The organism is Allobosea sp. Root381 (assembly GCF_001429395.1).
GTDB lineage: Bacteria > Pseudomonadota > Alphaproteobacteria > Rhizobiales > Beijerinckiaceae > Allobosea.
On sequence record NZ_LMJT01000041.1, the window covers coordinates 306,764 to 327,145 of the forward strand.

Annotated in this window: 19 protein-coding genes; 9 read left to right on the top strand and 10 right to left on the bottom strand. The window is 67.7% G+C overall.

The window, feature by feature from the left end:
* Positions 1 to 15 precede the first annotated feature (15 nt).
* On the top strand, positions 16 to 927 hold the full coding sequence (locus ASE63_RS22895) for an alpha/beta hydrolase-fold protein (protein ID WP_056807129.1): 912 nt from the start codon (positions 16 to 18) through the stop codon (positions 925 to 927).
* Between the two features lie 148 nt (positions 928 to 1,075).
* Positions 1,076 to 3,436, top strand: coding sequence for a UvrD-helicase domain-containing protein (locus tag ASE63_RS22900; RefSeq protein WP_244491565.1), 2,361 nt, complete (start codon positions 1,076 to 1,078; stop codon positions 3,434 to 3,436).
* 218 nt (positions 3,437 to 3,654) lie between these two features.
* Here the strand turns inward: ASE63_RS22900 and ASE63_RS22905 are convergent, their stop codons facing one another.
* Positions 3,655 to 4,050, bottom strand: a complete 396-nt coding sequence (locus tag ASE63_RS22905; protein ID WP_056807513.1) for a helix-turn-helix domain-containing protein — start codon at positions 4,048 to 4,050, stop codon at positions 3,655 to 3,657.
* A gap of 123 nt (positions 4,051 to 4,173) precedes the next feature.
* Here ASE63_RS22905 and ASE63_RS22910 point away from each other — a divergent pair, with 123 nt between their 5' ends.
* Both ASE63_RS22910 and ASE63_RS22915 read left to right on the top strand, forming a co-directional pair.
* Positions 4,174 to 4,926, top strand: coding sequence for an SDR family oxidoreductase (locus tag ASE63_RS22910; protein WP_056807516.1), 753 nt, complete (start codon positions 4,174 to 4,176; stop codon positions 4,924 to 4,926).
* A gap of 57 nt (positions 4,927 to 4,983) precedes the next feature.
* On the top strand, positions 4,984 to 5,934 hold the full coding sequence (locus tag ASE63_RS22915; RefSeq protein ID WP_056807134.1) for a 50S ribosomal protein L11 methyltransferase: 951 nt from the start codon (positions 4,984 to 4,986) through the stop codon (positions 5,932 to 5,934).
* 36 nt (positions 5,935 to 5,970) lie between these two features.
* Here the strand turns inward: ASE63_RS22915 and ASE63_RS28775 are convergent, their stop codons facing one another.
* Together ASE63_RS28775 and ASE63_RS22920 are read right to left on the bottom strand one after the other, a co-directional pair.
* Positions 5,971 to 6,099 carry a hypothetical protein gene (locus ASE63_RS28775; RefSeq protein ID WP_280137461.1) on the bottom strand — a complete coding sequence of 43 codons (129 nt, stop codon included), beginning with the start codon at positions 6,097 to 6,099 and terminating at the stop codon, positions 5,971 to 5,973.
* Positions 6,100 to 6,188: 89 nt separating this feature from the next.
* Positions 6,189 to 6,419: a hypothetical protein gene (locus ASE63_RS22920; protein ID WP_056807137.1), complete on the bottom strand. Its 231-nt coding sequence runs from the start codon at positions 6,417 to 6,419 to the stop codon at positions 6,189 to 6,191.
* A gap of 303 nt (positions 6,420 to 6,722) precedes the next feature.
* Here ASE63_RS22920 and ASE63_RS22925 point away from each other — a divergent pair, with 303 nt between their 5' ends.
* The gene (locus tag ASE63_RS22925; protein ID WP_056807139.1) at positions 6,723 to 8,567 is read left to right on the top strand and encodes an aminopeptidase P family protein; all 1,845 of its coding nucleotides are present in this window, start codon (positions 6,723 to 6,725) and stop codon (positions 8,565 to 8,567) included.
* A 9-nt stretch (positions 8,568 to 8,576) separates the two neighbouring features.
* On the opposite strand, the gene ASE63_RS22930 is transcribed toward ASE63_RS22925, so the two are convergent.
* Positions 8,577 to 8,927: a cupin domain-containing protein gene (locus tag ASE63_RS22930; RefSeq protein WP_056807142.1), complete on the bottom strand. Its 351-nt coding sequence runs from the start codon at positions 8,925 to 8,927 to the stop codon at positions 8,577 to 8,579.
* A gap of 100 nt (positions 8,928 to 9,027) precedes the next feature.
* On the opposite strand from ASE63_RS22930, the gene ASE63_RS22935 reads away from it, so the two are divergent.
* On the top strand, positions 9,028 to 9,561 hold the full coding sequence (locus ASE63_RS22935; protein ID WP_056807145.1) for a MarR family transcriptional regulator: 534 nt from the start codon (positions 9,028 to 9,030) through the stop codon (positions 9,559 to 9,561).
* On the opposite strand, the gene ASE63_RS22940 is transcribed toward ASE63_RS22935, so the two are convergent.
* The 4 genes from ASE63_RS22940 to ASE63_RS22955 all read right to left on the bottom strand — a co-directional run bounded on the left by ASE63_RS22940 (position 9,558) and on the right by ASE63_RS22955 (position 12,826).
* Positions 9,558 to 9,857, bottom strand: coding sequence for an AzlD domain-containing protein (locus tag ASE63_RS22940; protein WP_056807148.1), 300 nt, complete (start codon positions 9,855 to 9,857; stop codon positions 9,558 to 9,560). The genes ASE63_RS22935 and ASE63_RS22940 overlap by 4 nt on opposite strands.
* Positions 9,854 to 10,627, bottom strand: a complete 774-nt coding sequence (locus ASE63_RS22945) for an AzlC family ABC transporter permease (RefSeq protein ID WP_082610212.1) — start codon at positions 10,625 to 10,627, stop codon at positions 9,854 to 9,856. Before ASE63_RS22945 ends, ASE63_RS22940 begins: the two co-directional genes overlap by 4 nt.
* 13 nt (positions 10,628 to 10,640) lie before the next feature.
* The gene (locus tag ASE63_RS22950; protein WP_056807151.1) at positions 10,641 to 11,504 is read right to left on the bottom strand and encodes an AraC family transcriptional regulator; all 864 of its coding nucleotides are present in this window, start codon (positions 11,502 to 11,504) and stop codon (positions 10,641 to 10,643) included.
* Positions 11,505 to 11,587: 83 nt separating this feature from the next.
* Positions 11,588 to 12,826, bottom strand: a complete 1,239-nt coding sequence (locus ASE63_RS22955; protein ID WP_056807154.1) for an MFS transporter — start codon at positions 12,824 to 12,826, stop codon at positions 11,588 to 11,590.
* Between the two features lie 112 nt (positions 12,827 to 12,938).
* Between ASE63_RS22955 and ASE63_RS22960 the strand changes: the two genes are divergently transcribed.
* On the top strand, positions 12,939 to 13,913 hold the full coding sequence (locus tag ASE63_RS22960; RefSeq protein WP_056807157.1) for an AraC family transcriptional regulator: 975 nt from the start codon (positions 12,939 to 12,941) through the stop codon (positions 13,911 to 13,913).
* Positions 13,914 to 13,922: 9 nt separating this feature from the next.
* Here ASE63_RS22960 and ligA read toward each other — a convergent pair whose 3' ends face one another.
* Entirely contained in the window at positions 13,923 to 16,079 is a 2,157-nt protein-coding gene (gene ligA / locus ASE63_RS22965; RefSeq protein ID WP_056807160.1) for an NAD-dependent DNA ligase LigA, read from the bottom strand.
* Between the two features lie 206 nt (positions 16,080 to 16,285).
* On the opposite strand from ligA, the gene ASE63_RS22970 reads away from it, so the two are divergent.
* Positions 16,286 to 17,089 carry a DUF2189 domain-containing protein gene (locus ASE63_RS22970; RefSeq protein ID WP_056807163.1) on the top strand — a complete coding sequence of 268 codons (804 nt, stop codon included), beginning with the start codon at positions 16,286 to 16,288 and terminating at the stop codon, positions 17,087 to 17,089.
* Between the two features lie 352 nt (positions 17,090 to 17,441).
* On the opposite strand, the gene ASE63_RS22975 is transcribed toward ASE63_RS22970, so the two are convergent.
* The gene (locus ASE63_RS22975) at positions 17,442 to 19,568 is read right to left on the bottom strand and encodes a DEAD/DEAH box helicase (RefSeq protein ID WP_056807166.1); all 2,127 of its coding nucleotides are present in this window, start codon (positions 19,566 to 19,568) and stop codon (positions 17,442 to 17,444) included.
* Between the two features lie 408 nt (positions 19,569 to 19,976).
* On the opposite strand from ASE63_RS22975, the gene ASE63_RS22980 reads away from it, so the two are divergent.
* Complete coding sequence (locus tag ASE63_RS22980; RefSeq protein WP_156410556.1) at positions 19,977 to 20,351, top strand: hypothetical protein; 375 nt, start codon at positions 19,977 to 19,979, stop codon at positions 20,349 to 20,351.
* Positions 20,352 to 20,382 lie beyond the last annotated feature (31 nt).

The window sequence follows — 20,382 nt, forward strand, 5'->3', positions numbered from 1 at the left end:
CTCGAGGAGTTCCCGGTGCAGACCAGCCTACGCCTCTATGCCCTCGCCACGGCGACGATCATCGGCCTCCTGTCCGTCCCCGCGACGGCGCGAGCGCAACCGGCGCCCACAGCCCAGCCGGCCGGGGGCCAGCCCTACGCGATCGTCGGCAGCGAGGTCTGGGATGTGCCGGATCCGGTCTCCGGGCGCGGCTATCAGGTCTTCGTGGCTTTGCCGGCATCCTATGCGAGCGACCCGCAGCGTCGCTATCCGGTCGTGTTCGTGACCGATGCCGACTACGCCTTCCCGATCATCAAGCAGATCGGGCGCCGCCTGAACCTCGACGGGCCCCGGATCGAGGACTTCATTCTGGTCGGCCTGTCCTATGCGAAGGGCGAAGATGGCAAGACGAGCCGGCAGCGCGACTATACGCCGACGCCGAAACGTGCCGGCGACACCAGCCATGGGCAGGCTGCGGCCTATCAGCTCTATCTGCGCGACGTGGCGAAGCCGTTCATAGCCGGGCGCTACCGCACCGATCCGGCGCGCAGCCTCTTCGTCGGACATTCATACGGCGCCCTGCTGGGAACGCAGATCCTCTTCAGCGAACCCGGCCTGTTCAGCGGCTACATCCTCGGCAGCCCGTCATTCTGGTTCGACAGGCGCCATTTCCGCGACCTCGAAGCGGGCTACGCCGCCCGCAACAAGAACCTTGCCGCCGGCATCTATCTCTATGTCGGTCAATTCGAAGCCGCCCGCAAAGACGATCCGCGCTATAACCGGACGACGGACATGGTCGCCGACAACCGCGCCTTCGCCAAATCGCTCCTGGCTCGCAAATACCCCGGCCTTAACCTGAAATCGGCCGTGCTGAACGACGAGGACCACCTCTCGGTCGCGCCGCGCGGCTTTACCGAGGGCTTGAAGCACCTCTTGCCGGCACGCTAGCCGAGGCTTCCGGTTCGCTGGGACGCGGCTTGCAAAATGATCGCTCGGGCGGGGCGCAATCCCGCCATCGCCGCCCTATATTCGCGGAAGAACGAATCACGCACGAGCAGCTTGCCCCTTGTCCGACGCGAACAGCTTTTCCGCCCCCCTGCCCCGCCCCGGCGGGCTCGCCGCGCGCGCCGCGGCGCAGCCTGCCGCCGGCTACCTGGCAGGCCTGAATCCCGAGCAGCGCCAGGCGGTCGAGGCAACCGACGGCCCGGTGCTGGTGCTCGCCGGCGCCGGCACCGGCAAGACCCGTGTGCTCACCACCCGCATCGGCCACCTGATCGCGACCAATCGCGCCTACCCGTCCCAGATCCTCGCCGTCACCTTCACCAACAAGGCGGCGCGTGAGATGAAGGAGCGCGTCGCTCATCTCGTCGGGGCGGTGGCCGAGGGAATGCCCTGGCTCGGCACCTTCCACTCGATCTCGGCCAAGCTCCTGCGCCGCCACGCCGAACTGCTCGACCTGCGCAGCGACTTCACCATTCTCGACACCGACGACCAGATTCGCCTGATGAAGCAGGTGATCCAGGCGGAAGGGATCGACGAGAAGCGCTGGCCCGGCCGGATGCTGGCGGGCTTCATCGACAGCTGGAAGAACCGCGGCCTTTCGCCGAAGGATGTCGCGCCCGGCGAGGCCGCCGTCTTCGCCAACGGCAAGGGCGGCAAGCTCTATGCCGCCTATCAGGACCGGCTGAAGACGCTGAACGCGGTCGATTTCGGCGACCTGCTGCTACATTGCCTGACGCTCTTCCGCGAGCATCCGGACGTGTTGCAGAGCTATCACGAGCGCTTCCGCTACATCCTCGTCGACGAGTATCAGGACACCAACACCGCGCAGTATCTCTGGTTGCGCCTCCTCGCCCAGGGCCGCCGCAACATCTGCTGCGTCGGCGACGACGACCAGTCGATCTATGGCTGGCGCGGCGCCGAGGTCGACAACATCCTGCGCTTCGAGCACGATTTTCCAGGCGCCGTCGTGGTCAAGCTGGAGCGCAACTACCGCTCGACGGGGCATATCCTCGCCACCGCCTCCAAGCTGATCGCCCGGAATGAGGGCCGCCTCGGCAAGACCCTGCGCACCGAGGACGAGGCCGGCGAGAAGGTCACCATCACCGGCGCCTGGGACAGCCAGGAAGAGGCGCGGCTGATTACCGACGAGATCGAGGCGATGCAGTCCAAGGGCGAGAACCTCGCCGAAATCGCCGTGCTGGTCCGCATCTCCGCGCAGATGCGCGAGCTGGAAGAGCGCTTCGTCCAGACCGGCGTGCCCTATCGCGTCATCGGCGGCCCGCGCTTCTATGAGCGCGCCGAAATCCGCGACGCGATGGCCTATCTGCGCTGCGTCGTCAGCCAGACCGACGATCTCGCCTTCGAGCGCATCGTCAACGTGCCGAAGCGCGGGCTGGGCGACGCCACCGTCCAGATCCTGCACAACCATGCCCGCGCCACCGGGTTCTCGCTGCTGCAATCGGCCCGCGCCATCGTCGAGAGCGACGAGCTCAAGCCCAAGGCCCGCACCTCCCTGCGCGAGTTGGTCGAGGCCTTCGGCCGCTGGTCCAAGCGCGCCGAGGCCATGCCGCAGGGCGAACTCGCCGAGCTCGTACTGGAGGAAAGCGGCTATACCGAGATGTGGCAGAAGGACCGCTCGGCCGATGCCGCCGGGCGCCTGGAGAACCTGAAGGAACTCGTCCGCTCGCTCGACGAGTTCCCTGACCTGCCCGCCTTCCTGGAGCACGTTTCGCTGGTGATGGACGCCGATACCGGCGATGGCGACACGGGCCGCGTCTCGATCATGACACTGCACGGCGCCAAGGGCCTGGAATTCGACACCGTCTTCCTGCCCGGCTGGGAGGAAGGCCTGTTCCCCAACCAGCGTGCGCTCGACGAGAGCGGCCGCGCAGGCCTTGAGGAGGAACGCCGCCTCGCCCATGTCGGCCTGACCCGGGCCCGCAAGCGCCTCAAGCTGTTCTTCGCCTCGAACCGGCGCATCCACGGGCTCTGGCAGTCGAGCCTTCCCAGCCGCTTTATCGACGAGCTTCCCGAGGAGCATGTCGAAGTCGTGCAGGCCGCGACCAACTATTCGCAGGGCGGCTACGGCGCCTCACGCTTCGACCGGATGGAAAGCTTCGGCTCCAGCTACAACACGCCGGGCTGGCAGCGCGCGCAGGAGAACAAGGCAAAGGCCGGCGGCAATGGCGGCTTCTCGGATAGTGGCGGCTTCGGCCAAAGGAACGCCGGCGGAGGCGGCTTCGGCGCCTCACGCCAGCGCGGCCCGCTGCTGATCGAGGGCGAGCTCACGGCCAAGTCGAGCGGTAGCTCGGCCTATGCCGAGGGCGCTCGCGTCTTCCACATCAAGTTCGGCCCTGGCACGGTCGCCAGCATCGACGGCAACAAGCTCACGGTCGATTTCGACAAGGCCGGGCGGAAGATGGTGCTGGATAGTTTCGTGCAGAGCGCTGGGTAGCGGAGCGCTTAACGCTGGCGCCCACGCGTGATAGCGCTGCGGCATGCATCACGAGCGCAGACGCCCGAAGAGTGCTCGCTCCGGCTGTCTGCTTTGCAAGCCGCATCAGGCGAATGGTTGCTGCGCCGATCACGAGAACATGCCATGGCAATCGCAAGCGCTATGAAGGCGGGCGTGATCAGCTTCGCTGCGAGGGATTGGCGGCGCGTTGATCCGCCTTACCCCTCCTCCCGCGCCCGGAACGCCTTTCGCGCCGCGCTGACCTGCTCGTAATAGGTCTCGGCCCAGGTCCAGACCCCGCAGAAGGCAGCGCTCAGCTCCCGCCCGAGTTCGGTCAGCGTATAGTCGACATGTGGCGGGATCACCGGATGCACGATGCGCGTGACCAGCCCGTCGCGCTCCATTTCGCGCAGCGTCTTGGTCAGCATCTTCTGGCTGATGCCGCCCACAGTGCGGCCGACCTCGCCGAAGCGCAGCGTGCCATGCTCCTCCAGCGCCTCCAGCACCAGCATGGTCCACTTGTCCGCCACCTGCGCGATCATCTGGCGCACGAGCGATTCCACCGCCGGGCTCACCGCCGGCAGCGCCGCGCTGCGCTCATGCATCGGCCCCATCGCCTCGCGGATCGCGCGCATCTCACAGTCTCCTTTTGGTGCGTATAGAACTTTCGGGCGCCTTCTTACTTCTGGTTAGCATTGCGATAAATGAAACGTCGCGCAACCACGAAGGAGTTCGCGATGAACATCTCCGGCAACACCATTCTCATCACCGGCGGCGGCTCCGGCATCGGCCGCGCGCTGGCCGAAGCCCTGCACGCCAAGGGCAACAAGGTCATCATTTCCGGGCGGCGCGAGCCGTTGCTCGACGAGGTCACCGCCGCCAATCCCGGCATGGTGTCGCTGCTGGTCAATCTGCAGGACAAGGGGGACATCGCCGCCTTCGCGAAGCAGGCGGTCGAGCACTTCCCGGCGCTCAACGTCGTCGTCAACAATGCCGGCATCATGAAGGACGAGGATCTGCCGGGAAAAGGCGACCTCGACATCGCCGAGGAGACCGTCGTCACCAACCTGCTCGGCCCGATCCGGCTGACCGCGGCCCTGCTGCCCCATCTGCTGAAGCAGCCGCAGGCAACCGTGATGACGGTGTCTTCGGGCCTCGCCTTCGTGCCACTGGCGGTGACGCCGACCTATAGTGCAACCAAGGCCGCGATCCATTCCTGGTCGATGTCGCTGCGGCATCAGCTGAAGGGCACTGCGACCCAGGTCGTCGAGCTCGTCCCGCCCTATGTGCAGACCGAATTGCGCGGCCCCGAGCAGGCTGTCGACCCGGTCGCCATGCCGCTGGCCGACTTCATCGCCGAGGTGATGACGATCCTCGAAACGCAGCCCGAGACGCGCGAGGTCATCGTAGAACGCTGCAAGCCGCTGCGCTTCGCAGCAGAGAACGGCAATCTGGCCGGCGTCTTCGCGATGGTGAATGCGCAGCATTGAAACCTGGGCAGCCTGCCGGAGCATGACAACGCCCCGGCGGGCTGCTAATGCCGCGGCATGCGTGAAGGCCTCCTGCCATCGACGGTCGCGACCGTCCTCGAACTCTCCACCAGCGGCGAGAAGGCGCGCGCGCTGACCGAGCTTCTGGGCGAGGTCTTCGACCCGACTGAAACCGCGATCTCGGCATTCGAGATCGAGAGCGGCATCACCACGCTGTCGCTGAACGCGCCCTGGAAGGTGGAGATCTACTTCGCCACGCATCCGGACGAGGAGGCGGTGCGCGACATGCTGCGCGGCATCGTCGGTGACGAGATCGACACCATCCCCTTCACGACGATGAACCAGCAGGACTGGGTCGCCGCCAGCCTCGATGGATTGAAGCCCGTGCGTGCCGGCCGCGTCCTGGTCCATGGCGAGCATGACCGCGACGCAGTGCGCATCAACGATATCGGCATCGAGATTCCGGCGGCCCTGGCCTTCGGCACCGGCCATCACGGAACGACCGCGGGTTGCCTGCTCGCGCTTGATGCCGAACTGAAGCGTCGCCGTCCGCGCCATGCCATCGATGTCGGCACAGGCACCGGCATCCTCGCGCTGGCCCTGGCAAAGCAAACGAAACGCAAGGTCGTGGCCGGCGATATCGATTTCATCGCCGTCGAGGTCGCCGCCCATAATGCCCGGGTCAACAACGCCCCCGCCGCGCTAGACCTCTATGTCGCGCCGGGCCTGCGCCACGCCAAGGCGAATCGCTCACGCCATTTCGACCTCGTCTTCGCCAACATCCTCGCCGGACCGCTGAAGCGGCTCGCCCCTTCGATCGCACGCGTGCTGACGCCCGACGGCACGGTCATCCTGTCCGGGCTGCTGGCGATGGATGTCGCCGGCGTCGTCTCGACCTACCGGCATCAGGGGCTCTATCTCGCCAGCCAGTCGCTGCGCGAAGGCTGGGCGACGCTGGTCATGAAAAAGGGCGGCGCAGCCCCCAGGCCACTCCACCCGCATTATTGAGCTGGTCATCCCGAACGGGATGACGTCGAGCCGATCTTAGAAGCCGATATGGCCGTACTTGGCTTGCGCTTCGTCCTGCATCGCGCGGGCGTCGTGCCAGACGGCGCTGGCGAACTTGACGGTGTCGGCAACCCGCTCGATGACATGCTTGATGAGGGCGATCATGGTCGTTTTCCAAATTGTGCCGCGCGGCGCGGGCGTGCGGCGAAATCTCGATTGAGAACCCTGCCGTCGCGCAGGGCAGAAGGCGAAACTCAGCGGTTGAACGGAAGGCTCGCGTCGGTCGAGACCGTCGTGCCCGGCAGGCCGCCCAGCACCGTCTCCGACTCGTTGATCAGGTAGGAGTAGGCGCGCAGCTCACGCAGGGCGGAGCGGCGGCGGCTCTCGATCATCGCGGCGTAGAGGCGCTGCCAGAAACCCTCGCCGGCAGCCTTCGTCGAAACGGCCGCGGGCAATAGGGAGGCGTCGTTCAGCACGTAAGTCATGGGAACCATCTCCTAGTTTGAGACGAAGGCAGTCCCTGTCGCTTCCTCGTTCTCTCTGACGCTAAGATGGGCTCTTTTCGCACTTGCGAGAAGAGTAATTCGCAGATGCGAGACATGCACTAAGCGCATGAACCAACCGAACTTCGTTAATGAGTGCCAGTTTGACGCATATCAAAGTGGCACTCCGCCTCATTCCGAGGCGACACTTGCCGCCGCGAAAAGCAGTTGCCTGACAGGATCGGGCTAGCCTTCCTGTGCGGGAGCCGCGACGATGGCCAGAATCGCCTTTTCCGGACCTGCCCGATGCCCGACAAGACTGCCTCCGCCCACCCGGCCTGCCGTTTTCAGTCCTTTTCCGAGCCGAGCGATCCGTCGCACGTGGCGCCGCGCATCGCCGCGCTGCGAAAGGCGCTCGCGCAGCAGGGCATCGCCTGCTTCATCGTGCCGCGCGCCGACGAGCACCAGGGCGAGTACGTGCCGGCGCATATGGCTCGCCTCGCCTGGCTCACCGGCTTCACCGGCTCCGCCGGCAACGCGGTCGTGACGGCGGACAAGGCCGCGCTGATCGTCGACGGCCGCTACACGATCCAGGCTGCGGAGCAGACCGATACCGCGGTCGTCACCCCCACCCGCATGGAGGAGACCCCGCTCGACCGCTGGATCGAGGCGAACCTGCCCGCGGGCGGCAAGGTCGGCTACGATCCCTGGCTCCACACGGTGGACGGCGTCGCCCAGCTCGATAAGGCCGTGGCCGCGGCCGGCGGCGAGCTGGTGGCACTGCCGGAGAATCCGATCGATGCCCTCTGGAGCGAGCGCCCGGCGCCGCCCGCAGCACCGGTCAAGGCGCATCGCGCCGAGCTCGCCGGCGAGGACACGGCCAGCAAGCTCGCCCGCATCCAGGAGGCGCTCGGCAAGGCCAAGGTCGACGCGCTCGTGGTCTCCGACCCGCATGCGCTGGCATGGGCCTTCAACATTCGCGGTGGCGATGTCGAGCACACCCCGCTGCCGCTAGGCTATGCCATCGTCCCGCGCGAGGGCCGCCCAACCGTCTTCCTGGCGCCCGAGAAGATCACCAACGAGGCCGGCGACGCCATCGGCGCCGTCGGCGAGATCGCCCCGCCCGCCGCGCTCGAGGCGCAGCTTGCAGCGCTGGGCGCAGCCGGCGCCAAGGTCAGGCTCGACGCGACGACGGCAGCTTCGGCGCTCGCAACCCTGATCAGCGAGGCCGGCGGCAACCCGGACGCAGGCGCGGACCCCATCGCGCTGATGAAGGCGCGCAAGAACGAGACCGAGCTCGCCGGCGCCCGCACCGCGCATCTGCGCGACGGCGCGGCGATGGTGCGCTTCCTGACCTGGCTCGCGCGGGAGGCACCCGGTGGTCGGCTTACCGAGATCGACGCCGTCGCCGCGCTGGAAGCCGAGCGGAACAAGACCGGCCTGCTCAAGGACGTCTCCTTCACCACCATAGCTGGCGCCGGCCCGAATGCGGCCCTGCCGCATTACCGCGTCAGCGATGCCAGCAACCGCAGGATCGAGCCCGGCATCTTCCTGGTCGATTCCGGCGGCCAGTACGAGGACGGCACCACCGACATCACCCGCACCATGGCGGTCGGCGAGCCGACGCCCGAAATGCGCGACCGCTACACCCGCGTGCTCAAGGGCCATATCGCGATCTCGCGGGCCATCTTCGTCAAGGGCACCTCAGGCGCCCAACTCGATGCGTTGGCGCGGCTGCCGCTCTGGCAGGCGGGCCTCGATTTCGACCACGGCACCGGCCATGGCGTCGGAAGCTATCTCTCCGTGCATGAAGGCCCGCAGCGGATCTCCAGGCTCGGCACGACGCCGCTCGAGCCGGGCATGATCCTCTCCAACGAGCCCGGCTACTACAAGGAAGGCGAGTACGGCATCCGCATCGAGAACCTGATCGTGGTCGAGGAGCGCGCCATCCCTGGCGGGGACCGCACGATCTACGGGTTCGAGACCATCACCTGGTGCCCCTATGAGCGCGCGCTGGTCGACAAAAGCCTGCTCGACGAAGGCGAGATCGCCTGGATCGATACCTATCACGCCACGGTCTGGAACAAGCTCGCGCCGCTGGTCGAGGGCGAGGCGAAGGCCTGGCTGGAGAAGGCGTGCCTGCCCTTGTGAGCCAAGCGTTCAGGCGGCCGGGGCGTCCTCGACCCAGTCCTGCACGATCCGGTCATTGGCATGGATGCAGACGATTTCCAGCCGCCCGGTGCCGACATTGACGAACCGATGCGGAATGCCGGCCGGGCCGACGGCGATGTCGCCCGCGACGGCGCGGAACCGGTCCCGCCCAACGGTGAACTCGGCCTGCCCACTCCGGACGATCCAGGTTTCCGTATAGGGGTGGACATGCAGGCCCGGTCCCTGCCCCGGCTCGTTGTCGACCATGAAGAACGAGACTTCGGACCCATGCTGATGGCCCTCGAAGCGAGCCGTGCGGTTGGCCGCCTGCAGCGTCGAGCTGCGGATCACCTGGTTCATGCTGGAGCTCCCTCACCTCGTCAGTTATCTTGATGCGAAGATATATATTCCCTAGTTTATCTTAGCGTCAAGATAGTTTGGGGACTTTGGAGATCCGTGAATGCCGAATGACCATATTGAGCGCCTGCGCGGACAATGGGCCCGCGAGTTGCCGGACCTCGACACCTCGCCGATGGCGATCCTCGGCCGGGCCTATCGCCTTTCCAATCTGGTGCGACCGAGCATCGAGGCAGGCTTCGCAGCCTTCGACCTCGACCGCGGTGAGTTCGATGTCGTCAGCACGCTTCGGCGCGCCGGGCCGCCCTACACGCTGACGCCAACCGAGCTCTACCGTTCGCTGATGATCACCTCCGGCGGGCTGACGCATCGCCTGCTCAGGCTGGAAAGGGCCGGGCTGATACGGCGCCAAAAGTCGCCCGACGACGGCAGGAGCCTGCTCGTTGCCTTGACAGAAGCGGGCCGGGAGCGCGTCGAAGAGGCCTTCCGCGCCGACATGGCCAACGAGCGACGCTTCATCGAGGCGCTGCCGCCGGAGAAGCAGACCGCGCTCGCCGCCCTGCTGAAGGAGCTGCTGATCTCGATCGAGGCCGCGCCACCCGGCGACGCCGTGCAGCCTGGTGACCGCGAGGCCTAGAGGAACAACCGGAAGCCGACCACCGCGGCGACCCCGACCGCAACCACGCCGAGCAGCGGCAGCCGCGTCGCGGCGAGCGCGGCGAGTGCGGCGGCAGCGGTCTCGGCCCAGCCCGTGGCGAGCGCACTCGGCGCGATAACCGCGACCAGCACCGCCGGCGGGATCGCGTCGAAAGCCGCCTGGGCGCGGGCCGAAAGCTGGAGCCGCCCCGCCAGCGCCAGGCCGGCGACGCGCGTCGCATAAGTTGCGATGGCCATGCCGAGGATGGCGAGCAGGTTCTGCGGGTCGAGCGTCATGGCCGGGCCGGCTCCGGCGTCTTCCGCGCAACGTTGGCCGGTTCAGGCGGCGCCGCCTGCGGCTTTTCCGGCTTCCGCTGCAAGCCGGCGCCGTCGCCGGCCGCAACCCAGGCCGCGAGCAGCCCGAAGAGCGCGCCGGCAAGCACATGCCAGGGCGGCCCGATGAGCCGATAGGTCAGTGCCGAGGCCGCACCCGACGCGGCAATCGTCCAGAAGGTCACGCGCCCCTTCCAGAAGGCTGCGACCAGCGCGATGAACAGCGCCGTGAAGGCAAAATCGGCGCCGAAGCGGCGCGGATCGCCGAGCGCGGCACCGACGACGGCGCCGAGCGTCGAGGTCGTGACCCAGCACATGACGAAGGGGGTGAGCATGCCGAACCAGTAGGCGGGCGTCAGGCGATGCGTCCGCGCCCGCTTCTCGGCGAGCGCCCAGTTCTCATCGGCCATGTAGTAGAGGCCCAGGAACTTTTGCCAGCGCGAAAAACCCCGCAGCTTGGGCGTGATCGAGGCGCCCATCAGCACATGGCGCGCATTTATCAGCAGCGTCGAGAAGACGAGCGCACCGATCGGTGCCGGCGTCGCCCAGAGCTCCACCGCCGCGAACTGGGCCCCGCCGGCGAAGACGAAGATGCCCATGACCATGACCTCGAGCGGCGAGAGGCCCTTGCCGGCGGCGAGCGCGCCGAACAAGAGGCCGATCGGCACCGCCGCCAGCATCGGCGGCCAGATGTCGCCGAATCCCCGCCGTACATCGTCCCAGATGGTGGACATCGCAGACCGGCCTTCAGGAGAGATGGGCGGCACGGAAAACGCCCGGCGTCACGCCAATCCGCGCCTTGAAGGCCCGGGTCAGGTGCGCCTGGTCGCAGAATCCGGTGGCGGCCGCCACAGTGCCGGGTGCCTCGCCGCGGCGCAGCCGGTCGCGCGCGCGCCGGACCCGGATGTCGATGAGGTAGGCATGGGGCGTCAGCCCGGTCTCGTGGCGGAAGGCGCGGATCAGCTGGTGGCGCGCCAGCCCGCAGGCGCAGGCGATCTCCGCCAGCGACAGATCCTCTTCATAGCGCGCCTCCAGCAGCGCCTTGGCGGTCGCCACCGGCCCCTGCTCCCGGCAGATCTCGCGCACCGACAGATCCGCATGCTTCGCGATGCAATAGGCATAGGCGCGCAGCAGCGCCTCCTCGCCGGCCAGCATGTCCCGGCCGTCATCGAGAAGCCGGTGCGCAGCGGCGAAGATCGCGGCGGCCTCCCGGTCATGCACCATCGGCTCGGGAAAGAACGGCGTCCCGACATGTTCCCGGCCCGTGAGCGAGGCGGCGATCTCGCACATCAGCTCGATCGTCGGATAGCTCATCCGGTAACGATAGCCGCCGTCATGGGGCATGCCGTCATGCACGTCGAAGGGGTGGTTGAAGACGACATCGCCGGCACCGGCATACATGCGCCGGCCGCGCGCATGCCAGACCTCGCAGCCCTCCTCGATCGTGCCGATCGCATAGGTCTCGTGGACATGCGGCGCATAGGCGTGGGTCGCGAAGCGCGCCGACAGGAATTCCAGCCCGTCGAAGCGTGCCGCCGTGAAGATGCGCGCGTGCTCCCCCGGCAGGAGAGGTGTCTGCGCGAGCGCTTCGCCTTGGCTGATCAGATCCATGCCGCAGGATACAGCGGATCGTCGCGCCGCTGTCTTGAAGAAAAGTGATCGGGCGCATCACGCGCCCGATCGGTTCGCTCCCGTCAATGCGCGCCCGCCGGGGCCGCGCTCCCCAGCCGTTCCGGGCTGCGCGAGCCGAGGCAGAGCACGCCCAGCCCTCCGACCAGGGTGGCGACGCCGGCATAGGCGACCGCGCCCGAGGCTCCGACACCCTCTACCAGCAGGCCGCCGAAGATCGCGCCGCTCGCGATCGCGATCTGGAAGGCGGCGACGATCAGGCCGCCGGCCGACTCGGCTTCCTCCTCGGGCACCACGCGCACCATCCAGGTCTGGAAGCCGACCGGCAGCGCCCCAAAAGCGAAGCCCCAGATCCCGACCGCGACCCCAGCCGCGATTGCCGAGGTGCCGAACAGCAGGAGGCTCGCCGCCATCGCCGCCACCAGCGTCGCGCCAAAGACCACCGAGGCCTTGGCGCTGCGGGCCGTGATCGCCCCGCCCGCCAGATTGCCGAGGAATCCGCCAATGCCGAAGGCGAGCAGCACCAGGGAGATTGCCTCCACCGAGAGCCGCGGGACCTGCTCCAGGAAGGGCCGGACATAGGTGAATCCGGCGAAATGCCCGGAAATGACGACCACGACGCCGCCCAGCACCAGCGTCACGCTCGGCCGGCGGAGCAGGCTCAGCAGCGTGCCGACATCGGCCGCGCCCCGCGCCGGCAGCCGCGGCAGCGCGACCATCTGGACCAGAAGCGTCACCACGCCGACCAGCGCCGAAAGCCAGAACACGGCGCGCCAGCCTAGCAGATCGCCGAGATAGGCCCCGACCGGGGCGGCGCTGACCGTCGCCAGCGAAACGCCGGCGAAGATCAGCGACATCGCCTTCGGCAGCGCCGCCGGCGGCACCAGCCGCATCGCGATGGCCGCGACCATCGACCAGAACCCGCCGAGCCCGATGCCGAGCAGGACGCGCGCGAACAGGAGCATGGCAAGGCTTTCCGCCAGCGCCGCCAGCACGCTCGAGACGATCAATGTCGAAGTCAGCACCCAGATGACGAGGCGCCGGTCGATACCGCGCGTCACGATCGCCGTGGCGAGCCCGGCGATGGCGCCGATCACGGCAGTCGCTGTCACCGCCTGGCCGGCGGCGCCGACCGAGACGCCGACATCGACCGCCATGGGCGTCAGCAGGCTCGCCGGCAGGAACTCGGCTGTAACCAGGCCGAAGACGCCAAGCGTGAGCGAGGCGATGGCGGCCCAGGCCGGGCGGTCGCGGCTGTCGTCGCGAACATCGTCGTCGAGCGCTGCGGATAATGTCTGTGACATGCGGGGATCTCCAAAAGGTTGCCGCAAGATGGGCGTGGCCCTCTGGAGTTTCCATGCTATAAAATCCGTATCGCTTGACAGATCGTCCAAGACTGTATCGACCTGAATCCGCATGAGCCAGTTGCCCGACCATCTCACCGATATGCTGCGCGGCCTCAGGCTGGACGGCGTGGACTACACGCGCTGCCAGATGGCAGCACCCTGGGCCATCGCCTTCCCGGCCCAGCGCGAGGCGCGCTTCCACTTCGTCTCCCGTCGCGACTGCTGGCTCAGGACGCCCGACGGCGACTGGCTGGAGCTGCGCGACGGCGATGCCCTGCTGATGCCGCGCGGCGCCGCGCATGTGCTGGCGAGTTCGCCCGAGATCGCGCCGGCCCCGCCCTGCAGCTGCAAGGTCCGTCAGCTCTGCGGCGAGGTCGCCGATGTCGAGGGCGGCGGCGCCGGGGCGCATACGCTGCTGTTCAGCGGCAGCATGACCTTCAACATCGACACCGATCACCCGCTGCTGCGGCTCATGCCGGAGATGATGCGGATGAGCGAGGTCGTGGCCCATGAGCCCGGCATCCCGCATCTGCTGGAGGCCATGGGCCGCGAGGTCGCGATGGACCGGGTCGGCGCCGGCGGCATCCTGGCGCGCCTGGCCGACGTCCTGGCCGCGACGATCATGCGCACCTGGGTCGAGCGCGGCTGCGGCGAGGCCAAGGGCTGGATAGCGGCGGCGCGCTGCCCGCTGATCGGCCGCGTGCTGGCGGCGATCCACGCCCATCCGGAAACCGACTGGACGGTCGAGAGCCTGGCGAAGCTGATGGGCGCCTCGCGCTCCGGCTTCGCAGAGCGCTTCGCCGGCGTCGTCGGCGAGACGCCGGCGCGCTATGTCGCCCAGGTCCGCATGCATCAGGCCCGGCAATGGCTGGCCCGCGACAGGCTGCGAATCGCAGTGGTAGCGCAGCGCCTCGGCTACGATTCGGAGGCCTCCTTCAGCCGCGCCTTCAAGCGCGTCATCGGCGCGCCGCCGAGCCAGATCCGCGCCGCGGGCGAGGCCAGTCCCGCGAACCTCTTCGAAGCCCCTGCGGCCGCCGCGGAATAGGCGCCGGCCTCAGCCGCCGACGAGGTCGAACCAGCCGGCCTCGTCGATCACCTCGACGCCGTGCTTCTGCGCGTCCTTCAGCTTCGAGCCCGCACCCGGCCCGGCCACCAGCAGGTCGGTCTTCGAGGAGACCGAGCCCGCGACCTTGGCGCCCAGCCGCTCGGCCATCGCCTTGGCCTCGTCGCGGGTCATCCGCTCCAGCGCGCCGGTAAAGACCACGATCTTGCCGGCGACCGGGCTGGCGGAGGCGACCGCCTCCAGCGGCTGCGGCGTCACCTGCACGAGCAGGCGGTCCAGAAGCTCCTGATTATGCGGCTCGCCGAAGAACTCGGTCAGCGCCTCGACCACGGTGGGGCCGACGCCGTCGATCGCATCCAGCTCCTGCCGCTCCGGCGAGGCGGGATCGGCCGCAGCGAGGCCGGCCGCGCGCAGCGCCTCGAACGAGCCGTAATGGCGCGCCAGCAACCGGGCAGTGGTCTCGCCGATATGGCGGATGCCGAGCCCGAAGATGAAGCGGTTGAGCGGCGGTGTCCGCCTGTCCTCGATGGCCGCGAAGAGCTTTGCAACGCTCTGCGCGCCGAAACCTTCCTTGTCCTTGAGCTTCTTGAAGTTCTCCTGGTCGCGCTTCGCCAGCGTGAAGATGTCGGCGGGCTCCTTCACCGGCAGCTCAGGGTCCGCGTGGAAGAACTCGATCTGCTTGTCGCCGAGCCCGTCGATGTCCATCGCGTCGCGCGAGACGAAATGCTTCAGCCGCTCGACCGCCTGCGCCGGGCAGATCAACCCACCTGTGCAGCGGCGTACCGCGTCCTCCTTGCCAGAGCGCGGGTTCATCTCGCGCGTCGCATGGCTGCCGCAGGCCGGGCAGAGCGTCGGGAAGGCATAAGGCGCGGCATCCGCCGGGCGCTTGGCGAGGTCCACCGCCTCGACGCGCGGGATCACGTCGCCGGCGCGCTTGACGGTGACGGTGTCGCCGACGCGGATGTCGGGCGGTTCGCCACTTCGGATGCGCTCGCCCTTCGAGTCGAAGCCGCGGATATAGTCCTCGTTGTGCAGCGTCGCGTTGGTGACCACGACACCGCCGACCGTCACCGGCTTCAGCCGCGCCACCGGCGAGAGCGCGCCGGTGCGCCCGACCTGGATCTCGATCGCCTCCAGCACCGTGGTCGCGAGCTCGGCGGGGAATTTATGCGCGATCGCCCAGCGCGGCGCCCGCGAGACGAAGCCGAGCCTTGCCTGAAGTGCAAGATCGTCGACTTTGTAGACCACGCCGTCGATGTCGTAGCCGAGCGAGGCGCGCCTGCTCTCGATCAGCCGGTAGCGCGCAAGCAGCGCCTCGGTGGTGTCGCAGCGCGCCATCAGCGGATTGGTGCGAAAACCCCAGCGCGCGAAGGCCTCGACCACGCCGAACTGCGTGGCTGCAGGTTTCTCCGGCAGCTCGCCCCAGGCATAGGCGAAGAAGCGCAAGGGTCGGGACGCCGTGATCGTGGCATCGAGCTGGCGCAGCGAGCCGGCCGCGGCGTTGCGGGGATTGGCGAATTCGGTCAGCCCCTTCTCGCGCTGGCGCTCGTTGATCCCCGCGAAATCGGCATGGCCGAGATAGACCTCGCCGCGAACCTCGGCGATCTCGGGCACGTCGTCTCCGGCGAGCGTCTGCGGAATCTCCGCGATGGTGCGGGCATTGATGGTGACGTCCTCGCCCTCCTCGCCATCGCCACGCGTCGCGGCATGGACGAGCGCGCCCTTCTCGTAGCGCAGCGAGAGCGACAGCCCGTCGATCTTCGGCTCGGCGGTGAACGCGATGGGCTCCTCGTCGCGGCGGCCGAGGAAGCGGTGGACGCGCTGCACGAACTCCGCCACCGCCTCGTCCGAAAAGGCGTTGTCGAGCGAGAGCATCGGCACGCGATGCCGGATTTTTGCGAACTTTCCCGCAGGCCGCGCGCCGACCTTGCCGCTGACCGAGCCCGCCGTCTTCAGCTCCGGAAACGCCTCCTCGATCGCCACCAGCCGGCGCCGGAGGGCGTCGTAAGCAGCGTCGTCCATCGTGGGCGCATCGTTCTGGTGATAGGCGATGTCAGCCGCCTCGACCGCAGCCGCCAGACGCTTGTGCTCGAGACGCGCCTTGCGCGGCGTCAGTTCGGCGATGGGGTTCGGCTCGGACTCGCTCATGGCAATGTCATAAGCGACAGCCCGGGACCGGGGAAGTCAGCAGTGTTGCGGCTAAACCCTGTTCGCGCATTCCCGCGAGCACCGCGCGACAAATCCGGCGGCGGGGCGTATCATAGCCGGGCTGGGAATTGGAAGCTCGACGCCTTACGGCCGTTGACCCAAGGATCAAGGGCGAGGCGCACCGGGCTGCAACCGGGAGAGACGCCATGGCCAACCTCGACAGCAGCTTCGACCATGACACGAAGGATGCAGCCCCTGCCCTGCCCCGCATCCGCACCATCACGACGACGGACCTGACGGACTCGCTGCGGCTCGGCTGGCAGGACTTCCTGGCCCAGCCGTCGCATCTCGCCTTCGTCGCCGTGATCTACCCCGTCATCGGCGTGCTGCTCGCGAATCTGACGGTGACCTACAACATCTTCCCGCTGCTCTTCCCGCTGCTCGGCGGCTTCGCCCTGATCGGCCCCTTCGCCGCGGTCGGCCTCTACGAGATCAGCCGCCGGCGCGAGCGCGGGCTCGATTCCTCTTGGAACCACGCCTTCGCCCTTCTGCGCTCGCCGGCGCTCAGCCAGATAATGCTGCTTGGCGCGATGCTGACGGGCCTGTTCATCGCCTGGCTGTTCGCGGCCTGGTTCATCTATCGCGGCCTGCTCGGCCTTCCCGCAAACGTCACGACCGGCGAGTTCCTGCGTACCGTCTTCACCACCTTCGACGGCTGGATCATGATCGTTGTCGGCAATTCGGTCGGGCTGCTCTTCGCGATCGCGGCTTTCGCGATCTCGGTCACATCCTTCCCGCACATCATCGATCGGCGGGTCGACGTGGCGACCGCCATCCGCACCTCGGTCGCCGCGGTGGAGCAGAACCCGCGCGTCATGATGATCTGGGGCCTGATGGTGACCGGGCTTTTGGTGCTGGGCTGCCTGCCGGTGCTGGTCGGGCTCGTCGTCGTGATGCCGGTGCTGGGCCACGCCACCTGGCATCTCTATCGCAGGCTGATCGACGGCTGAGGCTGCCCGGCTCCGTCAGGGAACATTCCCGCGAAAGCGCGGTTCATTTCACGACTGAACCGAACGAACTCGATCGAAAGCGGGCCGACAGGCCCGCTCACATTGCGGGGGCTATTTCCATGAACAATATCATCTACATCATCGGCCTGATCGTCGTTGTCCTGGCCATCCTGTCGTTCCTCGGCCTGCGTTAGAATTTTCCAAACAGGCTGGAACGCTATTCCCGTCATTGCGAGGAGCGTCAGCGACGAAGCAATCCAGGGGCTGCAGCTCTCTGCATCCCTGGATTGCTTCGCTGCGCTCGCAATGACGGCAACCGAAACGCTGGCGGAGCCGCATCGGCGCCTGACGATCAGCGATCGTCGCGGCGCGGCGGCTTCTTGCCCTTGAACGGCTTTCCGGCAGGCCGGCTGTCGCCGTCGCGCGAGGCAGGCTTCCCGGCGAATGATTTGTCGCCAAAAGACTTTTCGCCAAGCGACTTGCCCGCATAGGGCTTCCTCTCGCCGAACTTGCCCGCAGGAGGCTTGCCCGGGCCGGACTTGCCGCCAGGCCTGAACGAGACGTTCGGGTCGGACAGCTGCTCGCGGTCGCTGCGCACGGGATCGTAGGGCTTGGCCGCGCCGAAGGGCTTCGACTTCCCCTCATAGGCTTTCTTCTTGCCCTCATAGGGCTTCCGCTCGCCGCCCTCATACGGCTTCTTCTCATAGGCCCTGGCCGGGGCACGCGCTTCGCGCTCGGGCCGGGCATACGTCGAAGGCGCATGGCTCGCCTTGTCGGCGAAAGGCTTGGCCGGACGACGCTCCTCTTCACCGGTCACGGGCTCGATCACGATCTTGTCGCGGTCGACCGCTTTGGCCAGTTCGTAGAAGCGCTCGGCGACATCGGCATCGATCTCGACCTTGGTCTCCTTGTCGAAGATGCGGATCGCGCCGACCTCGTCGCGCGTGATCTTGCCGCGACGGCAGATCATCGGCAGGAGCTGGCGCGGATCGGCGCCATCCTTGCGACCGATGTTCAGGCGGAACCAAACCGTGTCGCCGCGCGGGCCGGCCTTGCGCGGGCCATCCGAACGCGGGCTGCCTTCGCGATTCTCGCCGAAGCGAGGCGCACCTTCACGCGGCGCATAATCCTCACGCGCACGGGCGGGGCGGCGTTCGTCGCGCGCGAAGTTCGGATCGCCGACCTCCTCGGCCGCTGGCAGCCGCGCGCGGTAGACGCGCACCAGCGCGGCCGCAATCTCGTTGATAGAGCGGCCGGCCAGCAGCGCCTCGACCATGGCGGCATCGACCTCGCCGGGTTCACCGGTCAGGATCGGGTCGTTGAGCAGCCGCTCCTTGTCGAGCGCGCGGATCTCGTCCTGCGTCGGCGGCCCGGCCCAGACGGCCTCGACCTTGGCCTCGGCCAGCAGCATCTCGGCCTTGCGGCGACGTGACGGCGGCACAAGCAGCACGCTGGTGCCCTTGTTGCCGGCACGGCCGGTGCGGCCGGAGCGATGCTGCATCACCTCCGGATCGTTCGGAAGTTCGGCATGGATGACGAGAGTCAGCCCCGGCAGGTCGATGCCGCGCGCGGCGACGTCGGTCGCGACGCAGACCCTGGCCCGGCCGTCGCGCAGAGCCTGCAGCGCCGAATTGCGCTCGCTCTGCGAGAGTTCGCCCGACAACGCCACGGCCGAGAAGCCGCGCTCGAGCAGGATTGCCTCGAGATGGCGCACCGCATTGCGAGTGTTGCAGAAGACGAGCGAGCAGGCGGCATCGTGGAAGCGCAGCAGGTTGACGACGGCGAGCTCGGCTTCCTTCGGATAGACGCGGATCGCGCGGTACTCGATGTCGGCATGGCCGCCGGGCGTGCCGGCGACCTCGATGCGCAGCGCATCGTTCTGGTAGCTTTTGGCGAGCTGGATGATCGCCTTGGGCAGCGTCGCCGAGAACAGCAGGCTGCGCCGGCCTTCCGGCGTGGTCTTTAGGATGAATTCGAGATCGTCGCGGAAGCCGAGATCGAGCATCTCGTCGGCCTCGTCGAGCACGACGGCCTTGAGCGCTGAAACGTCGAGGCGATGGCGCTCGATATGGTCGCGCAGACGGCCCGGCGTGCCGACGACGATATGGGCGCCCTCGTCGAGCAGGGCCGCCTCGCGGCGCGGATCCATGCCGCCGACGCAGGCGATGACACGGGCATTGGCGTGCTTGTAGAGCCAGGCCAGTTCGCGCTGGACCTGCAGCGCCAGTTCGCGCGTCGGCGCGATGATCAGCGCCAGCGGCTGTCCGGCGCGACCGAAGGCTTCGGCCTCGCCGAGCAGCGTCGAGCCGATGGCCAGGCCATAGGCGACGGTCTTGCCGGAGCCGGTCTGCGACGAGACGAGCAGGTCGCGCCCGGAGGCGGCCTCCTCCAGCACGGCGTTCTGCACCGGCGTCGGATCGGAGTAATTGCGGTCGGCGAGCGCGCGCGCGAGCGGCGGGCTCGTGGTCAGAAAGGACATGGGTTGTCGGGCCTAGGGTTACGGCGCGGAATCGGAAGACGGCGCAGGACGGGAGCGATGGGCGTCAGCGCAGCCATCGATTGCAGCGGCTCTTAGCGCAAAATATGACGGAAAGAAACTGTTGCGGCGCACAACACGAAAATACCGCCTGTTCTTCTGCGCCACCAGATCTAGAGAAGCTGCGTTGCCCTCGATCATCCCACACCGTCATTCCGGACATCCGCGCCAGCGGCGCCCGGAATGGGCGTGGGGATGACGGCGCGGGGATGACGGCGGACAAAGCTCTTGAAATCCCCCACTTCGTTTCGCGATGAGGGCTGTGGAGCCAACGAGATCGTTCGCCCACCCACACTTGACGACTCAGGCTCACCGCGCGATTCCGCCGCCCTTGCAAGGAGATCGGTGCGGATGCGGTTGGCGATTATCGCGGTGTTGATGGCGACGGGTATGGCGGCTCACGCCCAGGATGGCGCCCATATGATGACGCTGGCCGAGGTCAAGCAGCGCCGGGTCGAGCTCGCCGGGCTGTTCATCCGCGTAGAGAACGTGACGATCACCGGTTTCTCGATGTCACGCGGCGGCCTCGCCAGCGATGCCAGCGGCGGCGTGCACCTCGATGACGGCGGCATGCCGCTCGACACCATCACCTATCTCGAACGGAACTGTGCGCGGGCCGGCACCCAGGCGGCCCCGGCCGGATGCCGCGGAGCGCTGGAGTTCACCGTGGGACAGCCGCGCGGCGCCTTCACCGTCAGCGACGCGCAGTTCATCCCGCAGCGTTGACCTCCCTCTCGTCATTGCGAGCGAAGCGAAG

Coding starts and splice junctions, on each gene's coding strand:
- ASE63_RS22905 (WP_056807513.1), bottom strand. CDS start 4,050: ATGGGGCCGATGCATGAGCGCAGCGCGGCGCTGCCGGCGGTGAGCCCG.
- ASE63_RS22910 (WP_056807516.1), top strand. CDS start 4,174: ATGAACATCTCCGGCAACACCATTCTCATCACCGGCGGCGGCTCCGGC.
- ASE63_RS22915 (WP_056807134.1), top strand. CDS start 4,984: ATGCGTGAAGGCCTCCTGCCATCGACGGTCGCGACCGTCCTCGAACTC.
- ASE63_RS28775 (WP_280137461.1), bottom strand. CDS start 6,099: ATGATCGCCCTCATCAAGCATGTCATCGAGCGGGTTGCCGACACCGTC.
- ASE63_RS22920 (WP_056807137.1), bottom strand. CDS start 6,419: ATGACTTACGTGCTGAACGACGCCTCCCTATTGCCCGCGGCCGTTTCG.
- ASE63_RS22925 (WP_056807139.1), top strand. CDS start 6,723: ATGCCCGACAAGACTGCCTCCGCCCACCCGGCCTGCCGTTTTCAGTCC.
- ASE63_RS22930 (WP_056807142.1), bottom strand. CDS start 8,927: ATGAACCAGGTGATCCGCAGCTCGACGCTGCAGGCGGCCAACCGCACG.
- ASE63_RS22935 (WP_056807145.1), top strand. CDS start 9,028: ATGCCGAATGACCATATTGAGCGCCTGCGCGGACAATGGGCCCGCGAG.
- ASE63_RS22940 (WP_056807148.1), bottom strand. CDS start 9,857: ATGACGCTCGACCCGCAGAACCTGCTCGCCATCCTCGGCATGGCCATC.
- ASE63_RS22945 (WP_082610212.1), bottom strand. CDS start 10,627: ATGTCCACCATCTGGGACGATGTACGGCGGGGATTCGGCGACATCTGG.
- ASE63_RS22950 (WP_056807151.1), bottom strand. CDS start 11,504: ATGGATCTGATCAGCCAAGGCGAAGCGCTCGCGCAGACACCTCTCCTG.
- ASE63_RS22955 (WP_056807154.1), bottom strand. CDS start 12,826: ATGTCACAGACATTATCCGCAGCGCTCGACGACGATGTTCGCGACGAC.
- ASE63_RS22960 (WP_056807157.1), top strand. CDS start 12,939: ATGAGCCAGTTGCCCGACCATCTCACCGATATGCTGCGCGGCCTCAGG.
- ligA (WP_056807160.1), bottom strand. CDS start 16,079: ATGAGCGAGTCCGAGCCGAACCCCATCGCCGAACTGACGCCGCGCAAG.
- ASE63_RS22970 (WP_056807163.1), top strand. CDS start 16,286: ATGGCCAACCTCGACAGCAGCTTCGACCATGACACGAAGGATGCAGCC.
- ASE63_RS22975 (WP_056807166.1), bottom strand. CDS start 19,568: ATGTCCTTTCTGACCACGAGCCCGCCGCTCGCGCGCGCGCTCGCCGAC.
- ASE63_RS22980 (WP_156410556.1), top strand. CDS start 19,977: ATGCGGTTGGCGATTATCGCGGTGTTGATGGCGACGGGTATGGCGGCT.